This is a genomic window from Phaeobacter sp. G2 (assembly GCA_025163595.1).
GTDB lineage: Bacteria > Pseudomonadota > Alphaproteobacteria > Rhodobacterales > Rhodobacteraceae > Pseudophaeobacter.
Window position 1 is genome coordinate 747,733 of record CP104100.1, and the last position, 23,400, is coordinate 771,132.

Genomic DNA, 23,400 nt, shown 5'->3' on the forward strand with positions numbered 1-23,400 from the left:
TCAGTTGAGACCCGGATGCATGGCCTTGGCCATTTTCTCGATGGCGGCAATATTTGCCGGTCCAGGGGTCAGCTCTTCGTAGCGCAGGCCCACCCAGCGTTGGTTTTTAACCGCATCCGTGTGGGCCATAACCGGGTGTTCCTGCAGGAACTTGAAGGTGTCTTCGGCGCCATTGCCGTTTTGGTAATCCAGCAACACCAGAAATTCTGGATTGGCGGCCGCGACCGCTTCCCAAGAGGTGCGCCCCCAGCTGGTGTCCAGATCATGGGTGACGCTGGCGCCCCCTGCGGCCGCGATCATGGCGTCGGGGATGGCAAACCTGCCTGCAGTGAACGGCGCATCCGCCGGGCCGTCCAACAGGAAAACACGCGGTTTGGGCTGTTCTGCGGTTTTGGCTTCAATCTCGGCCAGCTGCTGCTGCCAGCCTGCCACCAGCTCTGCTGCCTTGTCCTCCACCTGCATGACTTTCCCAAGGCGCAGCACATCATTGAACAACAGCTCCATGCTGGCTTCTGGGCGATCCTTGTCCAGATGCACGCAGCTTTCGGTCAGGATCATGGTTTTGATACCAAAAGGCACCAGCGTGTCCGGGGTCACATCCCCGCCGGGTTTCATGCCGTAGTACCACCCGGCAATAAACAGATCCGCAGAGGCCGAAACCAGATTTTCGACGCTTGGATATTTGGGGGCAAGTTCAGGGATGTCGCCGCGAGCCTTGTCGAATTCGGGGCTTGTTTTATACCATCCGCTGATGCCGGTGACGCCGACCATCTTGTCCTGCAGGCCAAGTGCAAACGCCATTTCGGACATGTTGATGTCATGCACAACCAGCCGTTCCGGCATGGTTTCAAAAACCAGCGGCGTGCCGCAATTGTCGACGCTGACGTCATATGCGGCGGCACTACTTGCAGCACTCAGCAGGAGAGCAGCAGACCAGAGCGTTTTCATTGTGAATTTTCCTTCGGATTTTGAAAGTCTGTTTTGCGAATATCCAGAGCCGGGATCATCCGGCCCTCATGGGGAAAGCTCAGATAGCTGACCCCAAAGGTCGCCTGGACATTTTCAGGGGTGAGCACCTCGGCGGCGGGACCAAAGGCCACCAGTCGCGTTGATTTCATCAAGGCGGCATGGGTGGCAAACTCCGGGATCATCACCAGATCATGCACCACCATGACAACGGTGATCCCCAGCGAGGCAACCAGGGACAGAATGCGGCCTTTGGCATCCGGGTCCAGGTGGTTGGTCGGCTCATCGAGAAACAATAGCTCGGGCTCCTGGGCGAGGGCGCGGGCGATATGGGCCCGTTGGCGCTCCCCTCCTGACAGCTGTGCCATGGGCTTGCGCGCCATCCGCGAAAGCCCTGTAAGATCCAGAATGGCCTCAACGGCTTTGGTGTTTTGATCTGTTGACCGGCGCGCCGCGATTGGCAATTGGCCAAGGGCCACATAGTCCTGAAGGCGCAGCCGCCCATCCGGCGAGCTTTGCTGGCTGACAAGGGCAATGCGTCCCGCCCGGTCCTGTGCTTTCATCTGGCGCAGGCTGGCACCACCTATAAAAACTTCTCCGACCGCCAGCGGTTCACATCCTGAAAGCAGGTTCAGCAGGGTCGATTTGCCCGCCCCATTTGGCCCGGCGATGGCGAGGATTGATCCCTGCTGCAACTCAAAGGAAACTCCCGAGACCAGCGCATCCCCGTTCAGGGCAAAATACTCTAGGTCGCGCACGCAGAGAAAAGGTTGGGATAAAGGAGGGGAACCGGTCATGTCTTGACCTCCGGCCTGTAGGCGGGAAGCCGTGCCAGAGTTTTGTCGTACAACCGCTCTGGCCGCTCCGAAGCTGTGCTCCAGCCGGTGCCGCTTGCCAAAAATTGCCGGGCAAAACAGGCGATCGCCTCGATATCTGCCTGCGCTTCGATCTCGCCAAACAGATACTGCGTCTTGCCCGGCCCCTGCAGTCCGACTGCGATGGGGCGTTCGCAGCCCGCCATGCAGTCGACAGCCCGCAACGCGAACCGATTTGACACACGTTCAGCCAATGCTGCCCGGAGTTCGCGTGCTGCTCCCGGCCCTTTGCAGGTGGCGCAAATCAATATGGAATGATCACTGGTGTTGGTCATGTCCCGCCTCGCTGGTAAACGCACGAAGAGAGCAGGTGCCGGTCCTGGGTCGCCAGTTTTTCTGTGCCATCTAAGCCTCCTTCAGGACTCCCCGCCCTGGGTTGAGTGAACAAATGGATGGCAGGTCTCCTGACTTGCGGGTCGAGGCCTTGCCGCGCCTTCCCACCCCAGGGGGCAGTGGCGTGTTGCAGCAGTGCTCTCCGCTCACAGTTGCGGGGGCAGTCACGGATTTGGCGCCTATTGGCTACTCCACACCGTATTCCCTTTTCATTTTTCCGGAGTGACCCCGGTAAAAACCATCTAGGCCATGTATGAGTTCAATCTTGAGACTGTCAATCAAATTGAAAGGCCGCAGCCGAGCTCTGGCGGCACTGGTGCGCTCTGCGCCGATATCAGCTGGCTGTTGGGCTGCTGGGGCTCTGTGCTTGGCCAGTGCTGCACCAGGGTGCAGGGGCGCCGAGATCAGAACAGAGCGATCCAGATACCCGTAAACATGAGAATGCCGCCAGTATTGACCCATGCGTGCCAGATTGAATAGCGAAACGGCAGGCTCTTGCGGGCGTAAAACCCGATCCCGATTACAAAACTGGTGACGCCAGACAGGATGCACCACAGGCTGGTGTCCGGCACCATGGTCAGATCCGGCAACGCGCACAGTCCCAGCGCGCCCAGCCCAAGGTAAGAGGCCGTCGACCAGCGGGACTTGACGTTTTTATTGGTAATCTTGTTCCAGATCGCCAGCGCGGTCAGCCCCCAGCACAGATACAAGAGTGTCCAGGTCCAGACGGTGCCTGCCTGCACAAAAAAGGGCGTGAAGGTGCCGGTGATGCTGGGATAGATCGCTGCATGGTCGATGCGGCGCAGCAAAACACGGCGGTGATGCCAGGGGCCAAAGTGGTACAGGCTTGACGCGATATTAGAGGCCAGCAGCGAGAGGACATAGACGCCAAGGGCGGCGATCAGTGAAACATCGAGACCGGCGCTGGCCTTGTTAATCAGGGCTGCAGCGGCGGTCAGAATCAGGGTCAGACCAATCGCATGCACCATGATATCAGCGCGGCGATGGGCGGGATTGGCGCTGGGGTAGGTTGTGGCTTGTGGTGTAGCTGTCATGGTGGACTCGCGCAGGGGGTGCTCCAGCGATAAGAAGGATGCGGTGGAGAGTCTAGGGGCGGGACCCAGTGGTGCCTGGGTTCCTATACGTCAGCGCCTGCGCGCCGCTGTACGATCCGCCAGAGTAGCGCTGTCTGGCAGGTTCAGAGAGGCGGGGCCGCTTAAAAGCGGCCATTGTCGGCAGGGTAGACGCCGAGAATTTCCACATTGGTGGTGAAATAAGACAGTTCGTCCATTGCCAGTTGCACGTTTGCATCATCTGGATGGCCGTCGATATCTGCGTAGAACTGCGTCGCGGTGAAGGAGCCATCGACCATATAGCTTTCCAGTTTGGTCATGTTGATGCCATTGGTGGCAAAGCCGCCCATGGCCTTGTAGAGCGCCGCAGGAATGTTGCGGACCTGAAAGACAAAACTGGTGATCATCCCATGGGCGCCGCGACGGGTGGCGTCGGGCTCACGCGACATGATCAGAAAACGGGTGGTATTGTCACCGCGATCCTCGATCTTTTTCTCCAGCACGTCCAACCCGTAGATCTCGCCCGCCAATTCGCTGGCCAGGGCGGCGGTGTGGATATCGCCGGCCGCTGCCACATCGCGGGCGGCGCGGGCATTGTCCGGGCTGACCCGTCCCATAATATTGTTTTTGCGCAAAAATTCCCCGCATTGTGGCAGCAGGACCAGATGCGATTTCGCCTCGCGGATGTCTTCCAGTTTGGCGCCGGGCACGGCCAAGAGATTGATGTGCACCCGCACAAAGGCCTCGTCGATGATATGCAGACCGCTGTGGGGCAGCAGCCGGTGGCTATCGGCAACCCGCCCGTAGGTGGAATTCTCGACCGGCAGCATCGCCTGGTCCGCCGCGCCTGAGCGCACCGCCTCGATGACGTCTTCGAATGTGCTACAGGGAAGCACCTCCATATCGTGCCGGGCGTTGCGGCACGCCTCGTGACTATAAGAGCCGAGCTCCCCCTGAATGGCAATTTTTCCGGTCATCAGTGCGACTTTCCTGCAAAACTTCAGCAAACGGGCATTTCGTCGCGTTGTCTATACCTTGCCACTGACGAGTGGAAGCCTTAGACAACGACGCAGACAGCTAAAACGGACACGCGATTCATGTTTGACACGATGACCCTAACCAAAGCGACCGCAGGCGTTTGCGGATCGTTCCTGGTGCTTCTTCTGGGCCACTGGGCCGCGGATGTACTCTATGCGTCAGACGCGCATGGTGAGCAATCTTATGTAATTGAAGTGGCGGATGCGAGCGCCGCCGATGAAGATGTTGTTGAGGTCAGCTTTGAAGAGCTAATGGCCTCAGCGGACGCTGGCAAAGGCGCCAAGGTCTTCAAAAAATGTTCTGCATGCCACAAACTCGAAGAGGGTGTGAACGGCACCGGTCCTTCGCTTTATGGTGTTGTTGGCCGCGCCCAGGCCGGCATGGATGGCTTTGGCTATTCCGGCGCCCTGACCGCACTGGGCGGGACCTGGACAGCAGAAGAGCTGAGCGCCTTCCTTGCAAAGCCTTCGGCCTATGCTTCCGGCACCTCAATGTCGTTCTCTGGTCTGAAGAAAGAAAAAGACCGGGTAAACCTCATTGCCTATCTGGACAGTCTCGACGACTGATCCGGGCCTGGTTTCCTGAACCAGCACACAGATTTCAAAGGGCCGTGGCGGATGCTGCGGCCTTTTGCTTATGCAGCGGGCGCGGAATGCCCTGTTCTCATGGCAGGATCACGCGCTTGCGATCTGATGAGTGCGGGGATCAGGTAATCTCAGCTTGAATGTTACCGCCTGCGGGTTTTAGCTTGAGAGACAGGAAAACACCGGACCAGTACAAGGCCGGGCAATGGAGGTTGTGACGGATGACATCCCGGATAGCAGGTAATCAGGTGACACGACGCGGCGGCGCCCAAAGCTTTGCACAGGCGCAGGTACAGGCGCAGGTACAGGTGGCGCCATCAGCCCCTGCAAAATCTGGCCCTGCAAACGCAGTTTACCTGTTGCTTCTGGGGTTGGCACTGGCCTTGTGTCTTGCCCTGCCACAACGGGGCTCCGCGCAGGAGGTGATCACAAGCCATGGCTTTGCCGAGTTTGGCGCGTTGAAATACCCCGAAGGCTTTGCCCATTTTGACTATGTGAACCCAGAGGCGCCAAAGGGTGGCGAGCTGTCGATTTCGGCGGTGGGCACCTTTGACAGCATGAACCCCTTTACCCGCAAGGGACGTGCCGGCGCCTTGGCCTCATCACATTTTGAAAGTCTGCTGGTGGAATCCTATGATGAACCGGGGTCCTATTATGGCTTGATTGCCGAAAGCCTAGAGTATCCCGAAAGCCAGGATTGGGTGATTTTTAACCTGCGCCCCGAGGCGCGGTTCTCGGATGGTTCTGCGGTGACGGCGGAAGATGTGGTGTTTTCCCATAACCTTTTGCTGGATCAGGGCCTGCAATCCTACGCCGAAGCGGTGCGCAAACGCATCCCCAAGGCCGAAGCGCTGGCCCCGCATCAGGTGAAATTCTATTTCTCCCCGGATTTTCCCCGCCGGGCCATGATCACCCAGGTCGGGGGCACTCCGGTTTTCTCGAAGGCCTGGTTTGAGGCCGATCCCGAAAATCGCCGCCTGGATGAACCCCGCCTGGATCCGGGCATTGGATCTGGCCCCTATATTCTGGACAAGGCCGAGATCAACCAGCGCATCACCTACCGCAGAAACCCCGACTATTGGGGCAAGGATCTGAACGTCAACATCGGTCGCCATAACTATGATGCCATCCGGGTTGAGTATTTTGGCGACGCTATTGCCGCCATGGAGGGGTTCAAGGCCGGCGTCTATACGGTGCGGCCAGAAAATAACTCAAAAAGCTGGGCGACCTCCTATGATTTTGACGCGGTTGCGCGTGGCGATGTGATCAAGAACGAGATCCCGGACGGCAATGTGCCTGTGGCCAATGGCTTTGTGATGAACCTGCTGCGGCCCAAGTTCCAGGATATTCGTGTGCGCGAGGCCCTGCAGCTGGCCTTCAACTTTGAATGGACCAATGAGAGCCTGCAATACGGGCTGTTCCGCCATCGCAGCTCTTTCTGGCAGGATAGCGATCTGGAGGCCAAGGGCGTGCCGACGGGGCGCGAACTGGAGGTGCTGACCGCGCTGGGCGACCAGATCGATCCGGCGATCCTGACCTCTGAGCCGGTGATGGCCCATGCCTCGAAACCCAAACGCCCCAATGATCGTCGCAACCTGCGCCGCGCCATGAAGCTGCTGGATGAGGCAGGCTGGGAAGTGAACAGCGAGGGCATGCGCCAGAACGCGGCGGGCGAGGTTCTGAAGATCGAATTCCTGCTTGATAGCCCGACCTTGGAACGTATCGTCGGCCCCTATGTGTCGAACCTGCAGGCAATGGGCATCGACGCGGTGCTCAATCGGGTGGATTACGCGCAATACACCAGCCGCCGCCGGGAAAAGGATTTTGACATGGTCTCCTTTGCCTATCCAATGTCACTGGAACCATCGACCGGCCTGTATCAGTTCTTTGGGGCCGAGGCGCATAAGTTCTCGGTCTTTAATCCGGCAGGTCTGGCGGATCCGGCAGTGGACGCCCTGATTGACAACGTTGTTGACGCCAAAACTCAGGAAGAGCTCTACTCCAATGCCCGTGCGCTGGACCGGGTGCTGCGGGCAAAACGGTTCATGGTGCCAACCTGGTATCTGGACGTCAGCTGGATCGCCCATTGGAAACAATATGCCTACCCTGCAAACCTGCCCCCCTATGACACCGGATTGCTGGACCTGTGGTGGGTGGATGCCGCGCGCGAGGCTGAATTGAAAGCCTCGGGCGCCTTGCGGTAAGGGCGCGACATGGCAGCCTATATCCTTAGACGTTTACTGCTGGTGATCCCAACCCTGTTTGGCATCATGGTGGTGAACTTTACTCTGGTGCAATTTGTCCCCGGCGGTCCGGTGGAACAGGTGATCGCGCAGCTGCAGGGCGGCGGTGATGTGTTTGAGGGCTTTGCCGGTGGCGGCGGGGACTCTGGTGGATCATCGGTGATCGAAGCCAATGACAGCTACGCAGGCCGTCAGGGCCTGCCGCCCGAACTCATCGAGGAGCTGAAAGAGCAGTTTGGCCTGGACAAGCCACCGCTGGAGCGGTTTGGCCTGATGCTGGTCAACTACATGCGGTTTGACTTTGGTGAGAGCTATTTTCGCAAGATCGACGTGACAGAGCTGGTGTTGGAAAAGATGCCGGTGTCGATTTCTCTGGGGCTGTGGTCGACACTGATTGCCTATTTGATTTCGATCCCCCTAGGGATTCGCAAGGCGCTGCGCGATGGCTCGCGTTTTGATACCTGGACCAGCGGCATCATCATCGCTGCCTATGCCATCCCTGGATTTCTGTTTGCAATCATGCTGCTGGTTCTGTTCGCGGGTGGCTCCTACTGGCAGATCTTTCCCCTGCGCGGCCTGACCTCTGACAACTGGGAAAGCCTCAGCCTGTTTGGCAAGATCTACGATTACGCCTGGCACATCGCGCTGCCGGTGATTGCCTCAACCATTGCCTCCTTTGCCACCTTGACGCTTTTGACCAAGAACTCCTTTTTGGATGAGATCAAAAAACAATATGTCATCACCGCACGGGCCAAGGGGCTGTCTGAGAACCGGGTGCTCTATGGCCATGTGTTCCGCAATGCCATGCTGATTGTGATTGCCGGTTTCCCGGCGGTGTTCATCAGCATATTCTTTTCCGGCAGCCTGATCATTGAGACAATTTTCTCGCTGGATGGTCTGGGCCGCCTGGGGTTTGAGGCCGCGGTGGCGCGGGATTACCCGGTGATGTTTGGCTCCATGTATATCTTTGGTCTGATGTCCCTGGTGGTCGGGATCATCTCCGATCTGATGTATGTGCTGGTTGATCCCCGCATTGACTTTGAAAAGCGGGAGGGCTGAGACAATGGCACTCTCCCCGCTTAATCAACGTCGTTGGAACACCTTCCGCCGCAACAAACGCGCCTATTGGTCCCTGTGGATTTTTGCGGTGCTTTTTGGCCTGTCGCTCTTTGCTGAGTTCCTGGCCAATGACAAACCCATCCTGGTGAGCTATCGCGGCGAGCTCTATACGCCAATCTTCAAGTTTTACCCCGAAACCAGTTTTGGCGGTGATTTCAAAACTGAGGCAAGCTATCGCGATTCTGAGGTGGAATGCCTGATCCAATCCGGCGGGGTTGAGGATTGCTTTGACGAGCCGGAGGCGGTCATCGAAGAGATCGCGGCCGGCAGCTACGCGGCTGAAGGGTTCTACAAGGGCTGGACGATTTGGCCGCTTATTCCCTATTCCTACAAAACCAATGTGGACCGCCCTGGGGCTGCACCACTGCCACCCAATGGGCAAAACCTTCTGGGCACAGATGACGCCAAACGTGATGTGCTGGCGCGGGTCATTCATGGCTTTCGGTTGTCGATTGTCTTTACCCTGATGGTGACGGGCGCGGCCACGGTGATTGGTATTCTTGCCGGTGCGGTGCAGGGCTATTTTGGCGGCTGGCTGGATCTGGTGTTCCAGCGGGTGATCGAGGTCTGGGGCTCGGTGAATTCGCTCTATGTCATCATCATCATGTTTGCCATCTTAGGCCGCAGTTTCTGGCTCTTGGTGGGGCTGATGATCCTGTTCAGCTGGACCTCGCTGGTGGGCGTGGTGCGGGCGGAATTCCTGCGGGCGCGCAATCTGGAATATGTCCGCGCGGCCAAGGCCCTGGGAGTGGGCAATATGACCATCATGCTGCGCCACATGCTGCCCAATGCCATGGTGGCGACCCTGACCATGCTGCCCTTTATCATCACCGGCACCATTGGCGGCTTGGCGAGCCTGGATTTTCTCGGCTTTGGCCTGCCGTCCTCGGCGCCCTCATTGGGGGAGCTGACATTGCAGGCAAAACAAAACCTTGAGGCGCCCTGGCTGGCCTTCACCGCCTTTGTCACCTTTGCTCTGATGCTGTCGCTGCTGATTTTTATCTTTGAAGGTATCCGCGACGCCTTTGATCCAAGAAAGACCTTTTCATGAGTGCCGTACTAGAGGTCCGCGATCTGCGTGTGTCGTTCCGTCAGGATGGCAAGATCTCCGAAGCCGTTAAAGGTGTCTCGTTTTCGGTTGCACGTGGTGAGACCGTGGCCCTGGTGGGCGAGTCCGGCTCTGGCAAATCCGTCTCGGCGCTGTCCACCGTGTCACTGCTGGGCGACAGCGCCATTGTGGAGGGCTCGGTTACCTATGACGGGGTTGAAATGGTCGGCGCTTCGGAAAAGCACCTGATGCAGGTGCGTGGCAATGACATCAGCTTTATCTTTCAGGAGCCGATGACCTCGCTCAACCCGCTGCACACCATCGAAAAGCAGCTGGCGGAATCGCTGGCGCTGCATCAGGGATTGCAGGGGCAGGCGGCGCGGGGGCGCATTTTGGAACTGATGCAGAAGGTTGGCATTCGCGACGCCGAAAGCCGCCTGAGCGCCTACCCCCACGAGCTGTCTGGTGGTCAGCGCCAGCGGGTGATGATCGCCATGGCCCTGGCCAATAAGCCAGAGGTGCTGATTGCGGATGAACCCACAACGGCGCTGGATGTGACCATCCAGGCGCAGATTCTCGAGCTGCTGGCAGAGCTGAAGAAATCTGAGGGCATGGGGCTGTTGTTCATCACCCATGATCTGAACGTGGTGCGCCGCATCGCTGATCGGGTCTGCGTGATGAAGGGCGGCGAGATTGTCGAGGAAGGTCCGGCAGCGGCGGTTTTTGATAATCCGCAACATGCCTATACGCAAAAACTGCTGGCGGCAGAGCCTTCTGGCATCCCGGAGCCAGTGGCGGCTGACGCGCCGGAGATGATCCGAACCCGGGATTTGAAAGTCTGGTTTCCGATCCAGAAGGGGCTGTTGAAACGCACCGTCGGCCATGTGAAGGCGGTCAATCCGACCTCGATTTCCGTGCGGGCAGGCGAAACTCTGGGCATTGTCGGCGAAAGCGGCTCTGGCAAGACCACCATGGCGCTGGCGATCATGCGCTTGATTGCATCTGAGGGCGAAGTGCGGTTTTGCGGCGACGATCTGCGGCAGTGGTCCACGGGGGAGCTGCGCAGCCTGCGCAAGGATATGCAGATCGTGTTTCAGGATCCCTTTGGCTCGCTCAGCCCGCGGATGACCTGCGCCCAGATCATTGCCGAAGGGCTGGCCATTCACCGGGTCGACCAGCACCGCGCCCCGCGCGAACTGGTGGCGGAGGTGATGGTCGAGGTCGGTCTGGACCCGGCGACGATGGATCGCTACCCGCATGAGTTCTCCGGTGGCCAGCGTCAGCGCATCGCCATTGCCCGGGCCATGGTGCTGCGGCCCAAACTGGTGGTGCTGGATGAGCCGACCTCGGCGCTGGATATGACGGTGCAGGTGCAGATCGTCGAGCTGCTGCGGGATCTGCAAAAGCGCTATGGGCTGGCCTATCTGTTCATCAGCCATGACCTGAATGTGGTGCGGGCGATGTCGCATCAGGTGGTGGTGATGAAACAGGGCGATATCGTGGAGGCCGGCGCCGCCGAGGCGCTGTTTGAACACCCAAAAGAGGCCTACACCCGCGAGCTGCTGGCCGCCGCCCGATAGGCCACAAAGGGGGGGCTCCCGCCCGCTTAGCATTTGCCAAAGGCAAAGGCACACCCTTGGGGGTGGCGCCGCTGTCGCGGCGCTGCAGCTCTATCTGGCCAGGGGGGGGGCTCAGGCCGAGGAGGCCCGCGTGTCTGGCGCTGTGATCGGGAGGTTGTCGGCGCCTGCGGCCTCATAGGTGTCGAAATGGCGTGCAACAACCCGGGTTATGGCGCGGGCGCTTTCTGTCACGACAGCGCCATTTGAGGTTTGCACCAGAATACCGGGAAAGGCAGCACAGGCCTGGCTGACCAGGGTGTCAAACCGTGCTTTCTGATCCGGGAAATGGCGCAGGATTTGGTCGCTGGGAATCGAAAACCCGCAGAGCAGCGCCTTGATGATATGCTCGCGCAGCTGGTCTTCGCCCTCAAAGGCATGGCCGCGCGCGGCGGCAAAACGCCCGCCTTTGCTCCCGCCCTGGACAGTAGCCATGTATCGCGCGGTACTGGGGGCGTTTTGCGCATACCCCTGGGGGAAGCGCGAAATGGCCGAGGCGCCGAGGCCAATCAGAACCTCTGCCGGATCGTCGCTATAGCCTTGGAACCCCCGTTTGAGGCTCTGAGTCGCGCGGGCAGCACTCAGGCTGTCGCCGGGGCGGGCAAAACTGTCGAGACCGATCTGCTGGTAGCCCTGTTGCAGGCAGATGGCCCTGGCGGCGCTGAACAGCTCCAGACGGTCCTCTGGTTTGGGCAGGGTTTCCGACGGGATCATCGTCTGGCGGCGGACCATCGCGGGGAGATGTTTGTAGCCATAAAGCGCCACCCGGTCCGGTGTCAGCGACAGCAATTGGCGGGTGCTGTGACGGATCTGGGCAAGCGTCTGGTGCGGCAGGCCAAAAAGCAGATCGGTGCTCAGATCCTGCACACCGCCCTGGCGCAGCATGGCAACCACCTGAGCCACCCTGTCAAAGGTTAAACTGCGGCCAATGGCCTGCTGGGTTGTGTCGTCGAATCCCTGCACTCCAATCGAGGCGCGCGTGAGGCCAGCGTCAATCAAGGCCTGGCAACGGGCTTGGTCGAATTCGTTTGGATCGATCTCAACCGAGAACTCTGCGCCCGCAGCAAGCGGCGCCATATCCAGCAGCGCAGCAGCGAGATCGCGAATCATGTCTGGGGGCAAAATGGTCGGCGTGCCGCCGCCCCAATGGATCCGCGACAGGGAGACATCCTTGGGCAAATGGGATTTGAGTAACGAGATTTCCTGTTTCAACGCCGCAACATAGGCAACGATAGGGGCATCAGATCTGGTCCCCTGGGTGCGGCACATGCAAAACCAGCAGAGGCTGCGGCAAAAGGGGACGTGCACATAAAGGGAGATCTGGCTTCCTGCTGGAATTTGCGCCAACCAGGATTGGAAATGCGCCGCCCCAATGTGCGGCGCAAAATGCGGCACCGTCGGGTAACTGGTATAGCGCGGCACTTTGGCATCGAATAAACCGAGCTTCGCCAATTGTGATTTCTGACACATATCATTATCCTAGCCAGTATTCGCACGAACGAACTTTGACCTGGATCAAACGGGACTGCCCATGAACGCCCCAACCATTTCCCATATCAGCTGCGCTGATTGTCCCATCCGCCACCGTGCTGTTTGCGCGCGCTGCGAGTCCGACGAGCTGGAGGCGTTGGATGCCATCAAATACTATCGCAGCTACGAAGCGGGGCAGCCCATTATCTGGTCCGGCGATGTGATGAACTTTGTCGGGTCTGTGGTTTCGGGTATCGCGACGCTGACGCAGACGATGGAGGATGGCCGCACGCAGATGGTTGGCCTGTTGTTGCCAAGCGATTTTGTCGGTCGCCCGGGGCGCGATGGCGCGGCCTATAATGTGGTTGCGACCACCGATATGGTGATGTGCTGTTTCCGCAAAAAGCCCTTTGAAGAGCTGATGGCGCAAACGCCGCATATTGCCCACCGCCTGCTGGAGATGACCCTGGATGAACTGGATGCCGCCCGCGAGTGGATGTTGGTTCTGGGGCGCAAGACTGCGCGGGAAAAAATTGCCAGCCTGCTGACCATCATTGCCCGGCGCGATGCCTCGCTGACGCCGCGTGGGGCGGTCAATTCCATGACCTTTGATCTGCCACTCACCCGCGAAGCCATGGCGGATTATCTTGGCCTCACACTGGAGACCGTCAGCCGCCAGATGTCGGCGTTGAAACGGGACGGGGTGATTTCGCTGGAGGGTAAGCGCCGGGTATCCGTGCCTGATATGGGGCGGCTGTTCGAAGAAGCGGGCGACGACAGCGATGGCGGATTTATGAGCTAGGGCGCTGATAAGCCCCGGAATTATCGAAATTTTACCGCGGTTCATGCCAGTATTTGAGAGGGCTTAGGCTGGGTGTGGCAGCGCTTATCCTGCCTGTGTCAGCCATCTGAACACCTGATGACTGGCGGAGCCAGCGCTGCGCCCAGGCATGCTCCACAGCCTCAGCGCCCGTGCAAGGGTGGCCTTTTGTCGAAAGGGCGCCACCAGCTGCCCCCTGGCCAGATAGGGGGCCAAAAGCGCCTCATGGCCGATCAAGACCCCGGCTCCGTTGAGCGCCTCTTCCACCGCCAGGGCATAGAGCGAATAGACCGGACCACGCGGCGCGATATGGTGTGGCTGGGCGGCCTGGGCCAGCCAATGCTCCCAGTCCTCTTCCCAACTGGTGTCATAGAGACAGGGGACCGTCAGCAGATCCAACGGGGATTCCAGCCGCTCTGCCAGGGCAGGGGCGCAGACAGGAAAGATGACATCCTCTGCTAGGACCGTGCCGTCGGTATCAGAAAAAAACAGGCAGAGATCATAGGAGGTCCGCTTGAGGTTTGGCGGCTGCTCCAGTGCGGTGATGGAGATTTCGGTGCCGGGCATTTCTGCGCGCAGGCGCGGCAGGCGCGGCGATAGCCAGAACTGGGCGATGGCTGGCAGGGTTGCGATATGGACGACCCGAGGCGCCGCAGCATCGCGCATCCGTTGCACGGCCTCCCCCAGCTGATCAAAGGCCTGACCAAAGGCTGGCAGCGATTGGGCGCCAAGCGGCGTTAGCACCACGCCCTTTGCGGTGCGTTGAAACAGCGGCGCGCCAAGCTCTGCCTCCAGCGATTTGATCTGGGCGGAGATGGCACCAGGTGTCACGCCCAGCTCAGTGGCCGCTGCTGAAAACCCGCCCAAGCGGGCGGCGGCCTCAAACGCGCGCAGGGCGGTCATGGCAAAGGATTTTGGACGGGGGGGCGAAACGGCCATGGTTAGACTCACTTTTTCTAACCCTAGATTTTCAGAAAACTGATTTGCGCGCAAGCTTGGCCCGGGATCAACTGGGTCAAAGTTGCGATCGAAAATCGGCCCTAAGCCAAGCTCTATAGGAGTTCTACCATGCCCCATCTTGCCAGCCGCCCCTGGGTGCCTGCCTGTTGCGAAACCCGGGTTCAGACGATTGCTGCGGCGACAGCTGACATGGCTCCGGCAGCGGCAGCGGATCGGATTGAGGCGCTGATACAGCGCAACAGCGCGATCCACGACGAGGAGTGTTTCAACCTCAACCCGGCGACCAATGTGATGAACCCGGCCGCCGAGGCGGTGCTGGCACGCGGGCTGGGCAGTCGGCCGTCGCTGGGCTATCCGGGGGACAAATACGAAATGGGACTGGAGGCCATCGAGGAAATCGAGGTCATGGCCGCCGAGCTGGCGGCGCAGGTCTTTGGCGCCAAATATGCCGAGATCCGGGTGGCATCTGGCGCGCTGGCCAATCTCTATGGGTTCATGGCGCTGACCAAACCCGGCGATTGCATCATCGCGCCGCCTGCTGCGATTGGGGGCCATGTGACCCATCATGCGGATGGCTGTGCCGGGCTCTATGGTTTGATTTCTCACCCGGCGCCGGTGAATGCCGATGGCTATACGGTGGATTTGGAGGCCCTGCGGCTCCTGGCGCTGCGGGAGCGTCCCAAACTGATCACCATCGGTGGCAGTCTCAACCTCTTTGCCCATCCGGTACGTGAGATTCGCGCCATTGCGGATGAGGTCGGGGCCAAGGTGCTGTTTGATGCGGCGCATCAGTGCGGCATCATCGCCGGGCAGGCCTGGGCCAACCCGCTGAGCGAGGGGGCGCATGTGATGACCATGAGCACCTACAAGAGCCTCGGCGGTCCGGCGGGGGGATTGATTGTCAGCAATGACGCCGAGATCGCCGAACGCCTAGATGCCATTGCCTTTCCCGGTATGACGGCCAATTTTGACGCGGCAAAATCCGCCTCTTTGGCGCTGAGCCTGCTGGACTGGGTCGACCACGGTCCGGCCTATGCCCAGGCGATGATCACCCTGGCGCAGGCGCTGGCCGATGAACTGGAAGCGCTGGGGATGCCGGTGTTTAAGCCAAAGGGGGCCGCGGGCGGGCAGGCGACAAGCTCGCATCAATTTGCCATCGAGGCGGCGTGGTTTGGCGGTGGCCAGGCGGCCTCAAAGAAACTGCGCCGGGCCGGGTTTCTGGCCTGCGGCATTGGCCTGCCGATTGATCCGGTGGAGGGCGATATGAACGGGCTGCGCATTGGCACACCTGAGCTGGTGCGCCGGGGCGTCACCCCTGCGGAGGCTGCTGAGCTGGCCAGATTGATCGCCGCCGGGCTGACCAGCAATGATCCCGAAAGGGTGGCGCAAGAAACCGCCCAGATGCGGGCGCGGTTCCAGGGCCTGCAGTACGTCCGCAACTGAGGCGGAAACAGATCTTTTTGGTCGGCTGTTTGCCAATCGGTCAAATAAGAAACCCCACCCGGCTGGTTGCAGCTGGGCGGGGTAAACTTTCAGGATCAAGCTGGATCAGCCCAAGCTGCGATCAGTGGGCCAGGAAGATTGGCACGGTTGCATTTTCCAGCATGTTGCGGGTCGCTCCGCCCAGGATCGCCTCGCGGAAGCGGGAATGCCCATAGGCCCCCATCACGATCATGCCGGCATCTGTATCGGCGGCATGGCGGATCAGGATATCAGAGACCCGCGGCATGGTTTTGCTGAGCACATCAATCTCACATTTGACCCCTTGGCGGGCCAGCATCTGCGCCAGCATACCACCGGGGTCCGAGCGCTCTGGCCCGTGCTGCGGCGGGTCGATCACCACAATGCGCACCAGGTCGGCAGCGGTGAGGAACGGCATGGCCTTGCGAATGGAGGTCATCGCCTCGATGCTTTCGTTCCAGGCGACCAGGACGGTTTTGGGCCGGCCGACGGGCTTGGCATCGTCAGGAACAACCAGAACCGGCGTGCGGCCCTCAAAAAGCGCGGCCTCGACCACTGGTTCGGCTTCGACACCTTTGCCTTTGCCATAGGGCTGGCCCAGAACCACCAGATCAGAAAACCGTGCCAGTCGCGCCACGTGACGTCCCATGTCGGCAATTTGCGCAATACCTGCATCGGTTGAAAACTGGACGCCGGCTTTTTTCAGATACTCATCTGCATAAGACTGCAGCGCAGTGGCGTCTTCCTTGGCGCGGGTCATGGTTTCTTGCAGAACCATGGCGTTTGCGCCGGCATAATAATACCCGGTCTGGGTGCGATCAACGCCCAGGCACAGAACATCGGTATGGCCGTCAAAGGATCCGGCCATTGAGGCTGCCTGTGACAAAGGAGTTTCGGCCGTGTCCTGCGAGGTCAGGACCGTGAGAATGGTCTTGTAAGTCATGTTTCACCTCATGTGGTAAAAAGAATTCAGAGCTCTAACAAGAACGCCTGTTAGTGTAGCCGCACTCTGCTTGGTCTGTCACAGTTGTTTGGTATGTGTCTTGATGCAGATCAATGCGCTCGGAGCGCATGTTTTGCATCTAGTTCGAGGAATAAATGGGTTTTTCGCGACGCTAAGAATCGCGGGGGACATGGTGAAGGGACGCAATATGTCTAATTATATCAAGCTGATAGCGCTTGGTTTGGTCACGCTTTTTGCGATGATCGGGACCAATTATGCGCGGGATCTGGCTTACCAGGTGCATGCGATAATCGTCATGCTCGTTGCTGGTGGTCTTTTTCTATACACGCTGCGCCGTACAGGCGAGGCAAAGCCGGCTGCTGGCAGCCTGCAAAATGAATATTTTGACAGCGTTGTGCGCGCTGGCGTGGTTGCCACAGCCTTTTGGGGTGTTGTGGGGTTTCTCGTCGGGACGTTCATCGCTTTTCAGCTGGCCTTTCCAGCGCTGAACTTTGAGTGGGCCCAGGGTTTTGCCAACTTTGGCCGCCTGCGTCCGCTGCATACCTCGGCGGTGATTTTTGCCTTTGGCGGCAACGCTTTGATTGCGACCTCTTTCTATGTGGTACAGCGCACCAGCGCCGCCCGCCTCTGGGGCGGCAACCTCGCCTGGTTCGTGTTCTGGGGCTACCAGCTGTTTATCGTTCTGGCGGCAACCGGCTACCTGTTTGGCAGCACTCAGTCGAAAGAATACGCAGAGCCCGAATGGCATGTTGACCTGTGGTTGACCATTGTCTGGGTGGCCTATCTGGCGGTCTTCCTCGGCACCGTGATCAAACGCAAAGAGCCACATATCTATGTTGCCAACTGGTTCTACCTGGCCTTTATCGTTACCGTTGCGATGCTGCACCTGGTCAACAACATGACCATTCCTGTGTCCATCTGGGGATCCAAATCGGTCATCGTCTGGTCCGGTGTGCAGGATGCCATGGTGCAGTGGTGGTATGGCCACAATGCCGTGGGCTTCTTCCTGACGGCGGGCTTCCTCGGCATGATGTACTACTTTGTGCCAAAGCAGGCCGAACGTCCGGTGTTCAGCTATAAACTGTCGATCATCCACTTCTGGGCGCTGATCTTCCTCTATATCTGGGCTGGTCCTCACCACCTGCATTACACTGCTCTGCCGGACTGGGCTTCGACCCTTGGCATGGTGTTCTCGATCGTGCTGTGGATGCCGTCCTGGGGTGGTATGATCAACGGTCTGATGACGCTGTCTGGCGCCTGGGACAAGCTGCGGACCGACCCGGTTATCCGGATGATGGTTATCTCGATCGGCTTTTACGGCATGTCGACCTTTGAAGGTCCGATGATGTCGATCCGCGCGGTAAACTCGCTGAGCCACTACACTGACTGGACCATTGGTCACGTGCACTCTGGTGCGCTGGGCTGGAACGGGATGATCACCTTTGGTGCGCTCTACTTCCTGGTTCCGGTTCTGTGGAAGCGTGAGCGTCTGTACAGCCTCAGCCTGGTGTCCTGGCACTTCTGGCTCGCCACTATCGGCATCATTCTTTATGCCGCGTCGATGTGGGTGACCGGGATCATGGAAGGCTTGATGTGGCGCGAAGTTGACGCCAATGGCTTCTTGGTGAACTCCTTTGCCGATACCGTGGCAGCGAAGTTCCCGATGTATGTGGTACGTGGTCTGGGTGGCGTTATGTTCCTCTCCGGTGCGCTTGTCATGTGCTACAACCTGTGGATGACCGTCCGTAAAGCTCCGGCCAAAGAGTCGAGCCTTACTGTCGCGGTTCCGGCTGAATAAGGAGGGAATGGCAAATGGCAATTCTCGACAAACATAAAATCCTCGAGACCAATGCGACCCTGTTGCTGATCTGCAGTTTCCTGGTTGTGTCTATTGGTGGCTTGGTTCAGATCGCTCCTCTGTTCTGGCTGGAAAACACCATCGAGAAGGTGGAGGGCATGCGCCCTTACACCCCTCTCGAACTGGCGGGCCGTGAAGTCTACATTCGTGAAGGCTGCTACGTCTGTCACAGCCAGATGATCCGCCCGATGCGCGATGAGGTCGAACGCTATGGCCACTACTCGCTGGCGGCAGAATCGATGTACGACCATCCGTTCCAGTGGGGGTCCAAGCGTACCGGGCCTGACCTGGCCCGTGTGGGTGGCCGCTATTCGAACGAATGGCACGTCGACCACCTGCGTGACCCGCAGTCTGTGGTGCCGGAATCGGTGATGCCGAAATATGGCTTCCTTGAGCGCAAGATGATCGATGGCAAATACATCGGTGACGTCATGGCGGTGAACGCTATGCTTGGCACGCCCTACTCAGAGGACATGCTGGCAAGTGCCCAGGCTGACTTTAAGGCCCAGGCAGACCCTGACAGCGACTATGACGGGCTGCTGGAACGCTATGGTGAAAGCGTCAGCGTCAGTAACTTTGACGGTCAACCCGGTGTTTCCGAGGCCGACGCGCTGATCTCTTATCTGCAAATGATGGGTACGCTGGTTGATTTCTCGACCTTCACACCCGACGCAAACCGCTAAGGAGAGGAACAGATGGAAATCTATACGCTCCTGCGCGAATTTGCAGACAGCTGGATGTTGTTGTTTCTGTTCGTGTTTTTTATGGCTATTGTTGCTTGGGCCTTTCGGCCCGGCAGCTCCAAGGTCTATGAAGACACAGCCAGCATTCCCTTTCGCCACGTAGACGCCCCCGCCCCTGTTGAGGGCGAGGCGACACCCGCCGCAGACAAGGAGGCGAGGACATGAGCAAACCCGTCAAAAAGTACGACGACGACCCAAACACCACTGGCCACTCTTGGGATGGGATCGAAGAATTCGATAACCCGATGCCCCGTTGGTGGCTCTGGACCCTCTATGCCACCATCGTCTGGGCGATTGGCTACACCATCATGTATCCGGCCTGGCCCATGGTGAACTCTGCCACTGCAGGGATCCTCGGGTGGTCAACACGGGGTGATGTGGCAAATGAGATCGCAGCGGTTGAAGAAGCCAACGCGCCAATGAATGCCAAACTGGAAGCCGCCGAGCTGACAGCAATTGCGGGCGATGCCGAGCTTGGATCTTACGCTGTGTCTTCGGGCTCCGCTGTATTCAAGACCTGGTGTGCACAGTGCCATGGCTCTGGTGCCGCTGGCGCAAAAGGCTATCCCAACCTGCTGGACGATGACTGGCTCTGGGGCGGTTCCGTCGAAGACATCCATATGACGATCTCCCACGGTATCCGTAACGAGGACAGCGACGATGCGCGCTACTCCGAGATGCCTGCCTTTGGTCGTGACGAGCTGCTGGAAAAAGAAGAGATCGACCAGGTTGTAAACTATGTCATGTCTTTGTCCGGTGACGCAGAGGATGCCACCAAAGTGGAAGCCGGTGCTGTGGTCTTTGAAGACAACTGTGCCTCTTGCCACATGGACGACGGCACTGGTGATCGCAGCCAGGGGGCGCCAAACCTTGCGGATGCAATCTGGCTGTATGGTGGAGACTACGCCGCCATCAGCGAGACCGTTAACAATGCCCGTTACGGTGTGATGCCGGCCTGGAACACCCGCCTCACCGAGGCGCAGATCCGTGCGGTTGCGTCTTATGTGCACCAATTGGGCGGCGGCGAATAAGCCACCTTTTGTTTCGCATCTCAAAACAAAGGGCTGCCCCATCGGGGTGGCCCTTTTTTTGTTCAGGCCATGGGCATTTGTATTGGCACGGGCGCAGGCACGGGAACCAATCTGATGTCAGATCAGCCCCTATGTCAGCCCAATTTTCTTGACCTGCTGCGGTCATTTCTTTGCCAGTTTGATTAGGGTCAAGGCGTGCCAGGCCAAAGGCTGCTCCAATACCCAAAGACAGAGATAGGCTGGCAGATCCTTTTACGTTCTTTGGGGGAAGAGGATCTGGGCCAGCACAGAATTCCCACTGCCTGACGTGCTAGGTCGTGGGGATTGGGCGTCGGATTTTCGATCTGTTCGCGCGTTTCCTGGAAAACCGACGCCCATAAGTCTCTGCTGATTTGTCCCAGAATTTTATATCTAGCCGCAGCGCTTTGGCGCTTTGGTTACAGGTTTTGCAGATCGACGCAGCGCAGGGGCTGTCGCGCCTGGCGTGCTTTCGTAGCCCGCAGTTTGAACAGGCGCAGCATCTTGGCAAACCAACCTGGGGTGGCGTTTGTATCGGGTTCAGCGGCGGTGACTGTGGCTGGTGGGATGTCACGAACCAGCACACAGGGCTGGCGGGCTGCGGTCATCATGGAGCGGGCGTAGATATTGATCAGCATGTTGAAATCTCCTGTGCTGGTGTTTCTGCCTTTGACTGTCGCTGCAAAGGGCGCAAGATGCGACTCAGGAAAAATTCAATTATGTAAGTCAGGATTACATATGGACTGGCTCTCCCTGCCCCCTCTTGCTGCCTTGCGGGCCTTTTCTGCCTATGCGGAACATGGAAATCTTGCCAAAGCAGGGGCGGCGTTGAATGTGAGCCATGCTGCCATCAGCCAGCAGCTGCGCAGCCTGGAGGACTACCTGGGCACGCCGTTGCTGGACCGCAGTGGCCGGGCGCTGGAGCTGACCGAGGACGGCAAGCATCTGGCGCAGGCGGTGCTGTTGGGATTCGGGGCGATCCAGTCGGCGGTGCAGGATCTGAACGCCCAGGGTGCGGCGCGTCCCTTACATATCAGCTGCACACCGATGTTTGCCGCCAACTGGCTGATGCCGCGTCTGGCAGAGTTTCGCATGCAACACCCGGAAATTGACCTGGTGATTGATCCGCGCGGCGAAGTTGTCGCGCTGCAGCCCGGCGGCGTCGATATCGCCTTGCGCTACGGAGATGGCAACTGGGCCGGGCTGGAGGTTGAGATCCTGCTGTGTTCGCCCATGGTGGTGGTGGCAAATCCCAGTCTTTTGCAGGATCGCTCCGTACAGGCGCCGGAGGATCTTTTGGATCTGCCCTGGCTCGAAGAGCTGGGCACCACAGAGGCGGCGCATTGGCTGCGCTCACGTGGGGTGGCCGAGGTTATTCGCGGCGCCAGTCTGAAATTGCCCGGCAACCTTTTGATGCAGGCGGTCCGCGAGGGGCAGGGGGTCGCGGTGAGCGTGCGGGACTTTGTCAGCGAAGATCTGGAGGCCGGTCGTCTGGTCGAGCTGTTCACCGGCAGCGAGGGGCGTGGCTATCACATCGTCACCCGCCCCGGCGTGCAGCGTGTGCAGGCGCGGCGGTTTGTCTCCTGGCTGCGACGACACCGAAAAGCCAAAGATCTAGAACGTGATAGATAAAGATGCTTGTGCAATGCTCTTTTTGATCCACGTCAAAGAGCGAGACGTAGAGATTTGAAAGAACCAAGCTAGAGAGACACAAATTCAGTGGAGTGAGTCCGTGAGTGATTCCGATCCCGCCCCCAGCCTTTACGCCGCCAGGGAACCCGTTTTTCCACGGCGCGTATCGGGCGTATTCCGCAACCTGAAATGGTACATTTTGGCGATCACTTTGGGGATTTACTACATAACTCCCTGGATTCGCTGGGATCGCGGACCATCGCTGCCGGATCAGGCGGTTCTGCTGGATCTGGCCAATCGGCGGTTCTACTTTTTCTGGATCGAAATCTGGCCCCATGAGTTCTACTTTGTTGCCGGCCTCTTGATCATGGCGGGCCTGGGGCTGTTCCTGTTCACCTCTGCTTTGGGGCGGGTCTGGTGCGGCTATGCCTGCCCGCAGACGGTCTGGACCGATTTGTTTATTCTGGTGGAGCGATGGATCGAGGGCGATCGCAACGCCCGTCTGCGCCTGCACCGGCAAAAGAAGATGGATTTCCGCAAAGCCCGTTTGCGGCTGACCAAATGGACCGTGTGGATGTTGATTGGTCTGGCCACCGGTGGTGCTTGGGTGTTCTATTTTGCCGATGCGCCAACACTGTTGGTGGATCTGGTCACTGGTCAGGCTCACCCCATTGCCTATACCACGATGCTGGTGCTGACTGCGACGACCTTCTTCTTTGGCGGTATTGCCCGCGAACAGATCTGTATCTACGCCTGTCCCTGGCCCCGTATTCAGGCCGCGATGATGGACGAAGACACCCTGGTGGTGGGATACCGCGACTGGCGCGGTGAGCCGCGCGGCAAGCTGCATAAGAAAAAGGGCCAGGCTGAGGTCGCTGATCCGCCAGCAGGCGACTGCATCGACTGTATGGCCTGCGTCAATGTTTGCCCTGTGGGGATTGATATCCGCGATGGCCAGCAGCTGGAATGCATCACCTGCGCGCTCTGTATTGATGCCTGCGATGATGTGATGGACAAGATCGGCAAGCCACGTGGTCTGATCGACTATATGGCACTGTCGGATGAGGCCCATGAACGCGCTGGCCAGCCGCCAAAAAACATCTGGAAACACATCCTGCGTCCGCGCACCATCATGTATACCTCGATGTGGGGATTTGTGGGCCTGGCGCTGGTTTTTGCCCTGTTCATCCGTTCTGATATCGATCTGACCGTGGCGCCGGTGCGTAACCCCACTTTTGTCACCCTGTCGGATGGCTCTGTGCGCAACACCTATGATGTGCGTCTGCGCAACAAACATGGGGAGCCGCGCCCGTTCAAACTGTCGCTCAAAGGCGATCCGGCCATGCGGGTGCAGCTTGAGGGCACGCCCTATGCCTCGGTTGAGGTTCCGGCCGATACCGCCTATCTTCAAAGGGTCTATATCGTGACACCCAAAGACGCTGCGGCTTCGGAGGCGGAATCGACGCCGGTTCGTATCTGGGTCGAAGATCTCACCAATGGTGAGCGGGCCTATAAAGACACCAACTTTAACGGAAAAGGAAACTGATC

The 23,400-nt window shown here is 58.9% G+C and carries 22 protein-coding genes and 1 riboswitch; of the genes, 13 read left to right on the forward strand and 9 right to left on the reverse strand.

Annotation, left to right across the window (positions count from 1 at the left end):
- The 5 genes from N1037_03645 to N1037_03665 form a co-directional block, all read right to left on the reverse strand.
- Positions 1–948: an ABC transporter substrate-binding protein gene (locus tag N1037_03645; protein ID UWS80132.1), complete on the reverse strand. Its 948-nt coding sequence runs from the start codon at positions 946–948 to the stop codon at positions 1–3.
- The gene (locus tag N1037_03650; protein UWS80133.1) at positions 945–1,763 is read right to left on the reverse strand and encodes an ABC transporter ATP-binding protein; all 819 of its coding nucleotides are present in this window, start codon (positions 1,761–1,763) and stop codon (positions 945–947) included. The genes N1037_03645 and N1037_03650 overlap by 4 nt, the downstream gene beginning before the upstream one ends.
- Positions 1,760–2,116, reverse strand: coding sequence for a DUF1636 domain-containing protein (locus N1037_03655; protein ID UWS80134.1), 357 nt, complete (start codon positions 2,114–2,116; stop codon positions 1,760–1,762). The genes N1037_03650 and N1037_03655 overlap by 4 nt, the downstream gene beginning before the upstream one ends.
- 101 nt (positions 2,117–2,217) lie before the next feature.
- Positions 2,218–2,432, reverse strand: a riboswitch (cobalamin riboswitch).
- 146 nt (positions 2,433–2,578) lie between these two features.
- Positions 2,579–3,229: a hemolysin III family protein gene (locus N1037_03660; GenBank protein UWS80135.1), complete on the reverse strand. Its 651-nt coding sequence runs from the start codon at positions 3,227–3,229 to the stop codon at positions 2,579–2,581.
- Between the two features lie 161 nt (positions 3,230–3,390).
- On the reverse strand, positions 3,391–4,224 hold the full coding sequence (locus N1037_03665) for a prephenate dehydratase (GenBank protein UWS80136.1): 834 nt from the start codon (positions 4,222–4,224) through the stop codon (positions 3,391–3,393).
- A gap of 120 nt (positions 4,225–4,344) precedes the next feature.
- Between N1037_03665 and N1037_03670 the strand changes: the two genes are divergently transcribed.
- From N1037_03670 to N1037_03690, 5 genes are all read left to right on the forward strand, one after another.
- Complete coding sequence (locus N1037_03670) at positions 4,345–4,851, forward strand: cytochrome c family protein (protein ID UWS80137.1); 507 nt, start codon at positions 4,345–4,347, stop codon at positions 4,849–4,851.
- Between the two features lie 239 nt (positions 4,852–5,090).
- Positions 5,091–7,073 carry an extracellular solute-binding protein gene (locus N1037_03675; GenBank protein ID UWS80138.1) on the forward strand — a complete coding sequence of 661 codons (1,983 nt, stop codon included), beginning with the start codon at positions 5,091–5,093 and terminating at the stop codon, positions 7,071–7,073.
- 9 nt (positions 7,074–7,082) lie between these two features.
- The gene (locus N1037_03680) at positions 7,083–8,171 is read left to right on the forward strand and encodes a microcin C ABC transporter permease YejB (protein ID UWS80139.1); all 1,089 of its coding nucleotides are present in this window, start codon (positions 7,083–7,085) and stop codon (positions 8,169–8,171) included.
- A gap of 4 nt (positions 8,172–8,175) precedes the next feature.
- Complete coding sequence (locus N1037_03685; protein ID UWS80140.1) at positions 8,176–9,282, forward strand: ABC transporter permease; 1,107 nt, start codon at positions 8,176–8,178, stop codon at positions 9,280–9,282.
- Positions 9,279–10,859, forward strand: a complete 1,581-nt coding sequence (locus tag N1037_03690) for an ABC transporter ATP-binding protein (GenBank protein UWS80141.1) — start codon at positions 9,279–9,281, stop codon at positions 10,857–10,859. Before N1037_03685 ends, N1037_03690 begins: the two co-directional genes overlap by 4 nt.
- A 111-nt stretch (positions 10,860–10,970) precedes the next feature.
- On the opposite strand, the gene N1037_03695 is transcribed toward N1037_03690, so the two are convergent.
- Entirely contained in the window at positions 10,971–12,365 is a 1,395-nt protein-coding gene (locus tag N1037_03695; GenBank protein ID UWS80142.1) for a radical SAM protein, read from the reverse strand.
- Positions 12,366–12,420: 55 nt separating this feature from the next.
- On the opposite strand from N1037_03695, the gene N1037_03700 reads away from it, so the two are divergent.
- On the forward strand, positions 12,421–13,167 hold the full coding sequence (locus tag N1037_03700; protein UWS81302.1) for a Crp/Fnr family transcriptional regulator: 747 nt from the start codon (positions 12,421–12,423) through the stop codon (positions 13,165–13,167).
- Positions 13,168–13,251: 84 nt separating this feature from the next.
- On the opposite strand, the gene N1037_03705 is transcribed toward N1037_03700, so the two are convergent.
- The gene (locus N1037_03705; GenBank protein ID UWS80143.1) at positions 13,252–14,124 is read right to left on the reverse strand and encodes a LysR family transcriptional regulator; all 873 of its coding nucleotides are present in this window, start codon (positions 14,122–14,124) and stop codon (positions 13,252–13,254) included.
- Between the two features lie 129 nt (positions 14,125–14,253).
- Between N1037_03705 and N1037_03710 the strand changes: the two genes are divergently transcribed.
- A complete protein-coding gene (locus N1037_03710; GenBank protein ID UWS80144.1) occupies positions 14,254–15,588 on the forward strand; it encodes an aminotransferase class I/II-fold pyridoxal phosphate-dependent enzyme in 1,335 nt (444 codons plus the stop codon).
- Between the two features lie 121 nt (positions 15,589–15,709).
- Here the strand turns inward: N1037_03710 and N1037_03715 are convergent, their stop codons facing one another.
- Positions 15,710–16,549, reverse strand: a complete 840-nt coding sequence (locus tag N1037_03715; protein UWS80145.1) for a universal stress protein — start codon at positions 16,547–16,549, stop codon at positions 15,710–15,712.
- 208 nt (positions 16,550–16,757) lie between these two features.
- Between N1037_03715 and ccoN the strand changes: the two genes are divergently transcribed.
- The 4 genes from ccoN to ccoP are packed head-to-tail and all read left to right on the forward strand — an operon-like array spanning position 16,758 to position 20,202.
- Positions 16,758–18,368: a cytochrome-c oxidase, cbb3-type subunit I gene (ccoN, locus tag N1037_03720; protein ID UWS80146.1), complete on the forward strand. Its 1,611-nt coding sequence runs from the start codon at positions 16,758–16,760 to the stop codon at positions 18,366–18,368.
- 14 nt (positions 18,369–18,382) lie between these two features.
- Positions 18,383–19,111 carry a cytochrome-c oxidase, cbb3-type subunit II gene (gene ccoO, locus N1037_03725; protein ID UWS80147.1) on the forward strand — a complete coding sequence of 243 codons (729 nt, stop codon included), beginning with the start codon at positions 18,383–18,385 and terminating at the stop codon, positions 19,109–19,111.
- A gap of 12 nt (positions 19,112–19,123) precedes the next feature.
- On the forward strand, positions 19,124–19,336 hold the full coding sequence (locus tag N1037_03730) for a cbb3-type cytochrome c oxidase subunit 3 (protein ID UWS80148.1): 213 nt from the start codon (positions 19,124–19,126) through the stop codon (positions 19,334–19,336).
- On the forward strand, positions 19,333–20,202 hold the full coding sequence (ccoP, locus tag N1037_03735) for a cytochrome-c oxidase, cbb3-type subunit III (protein UWS80149.1): 870 nt from the start codon (positions 19,333–19,335) through the stop codon (positions 20,200–20,202). The genes N1037_03730 and ccoP overlap by 4 nt, the downstream gene beginning before the upstream one ends.
- Positions 20,203–20,639: 437 nt before the next feature.
- Here ccoP and N1037_03740 read toward each other — a convergent pair whose 3' ends face one another.
- The gene (locus N1037_03740) at positions 20,640–20,858 is read right to left on the reverse strand and encodes a hypothetical protein (protein ID UWS80150.1); all 219 of its coding nucleotides are present in this window, start codon (positions 20,856–20,858) and stop codon (positions 20,640–20,642) included.
- 100 nt (positions 20,859–20,958) lie between these two features.
- Here N1037_03740 and N1037_03745 point away from each other — a divergent pair, with 100 nt between their 5' ends.
- Positions 20,959–21,852: a LysR family transcriptional regulator gene (locus N1037_03745; GenBank protein ID UWS80151.1), complete on the forward strand. Its 894-nt coding sequence runs from the start codon at positions 20,959–20,961 to the stop codon at positions 21,850–21,852.
- A gap of 100 nt (positions 21,853–21,952) precedes the next feature.
- Complete coding sequence (gene ccoG / locus N1037_03750; protein ID UWS80152.1) at positions 21,953–23,398, forward strand: cytochrome c oxidase accessory protein CcoG; 1,446 nt, start codon at positions 21,953–21,955, stop codon at positions 23,396–23,398.
- Positions 23,399–23,400: the final 2 nt, after the last annotated feature.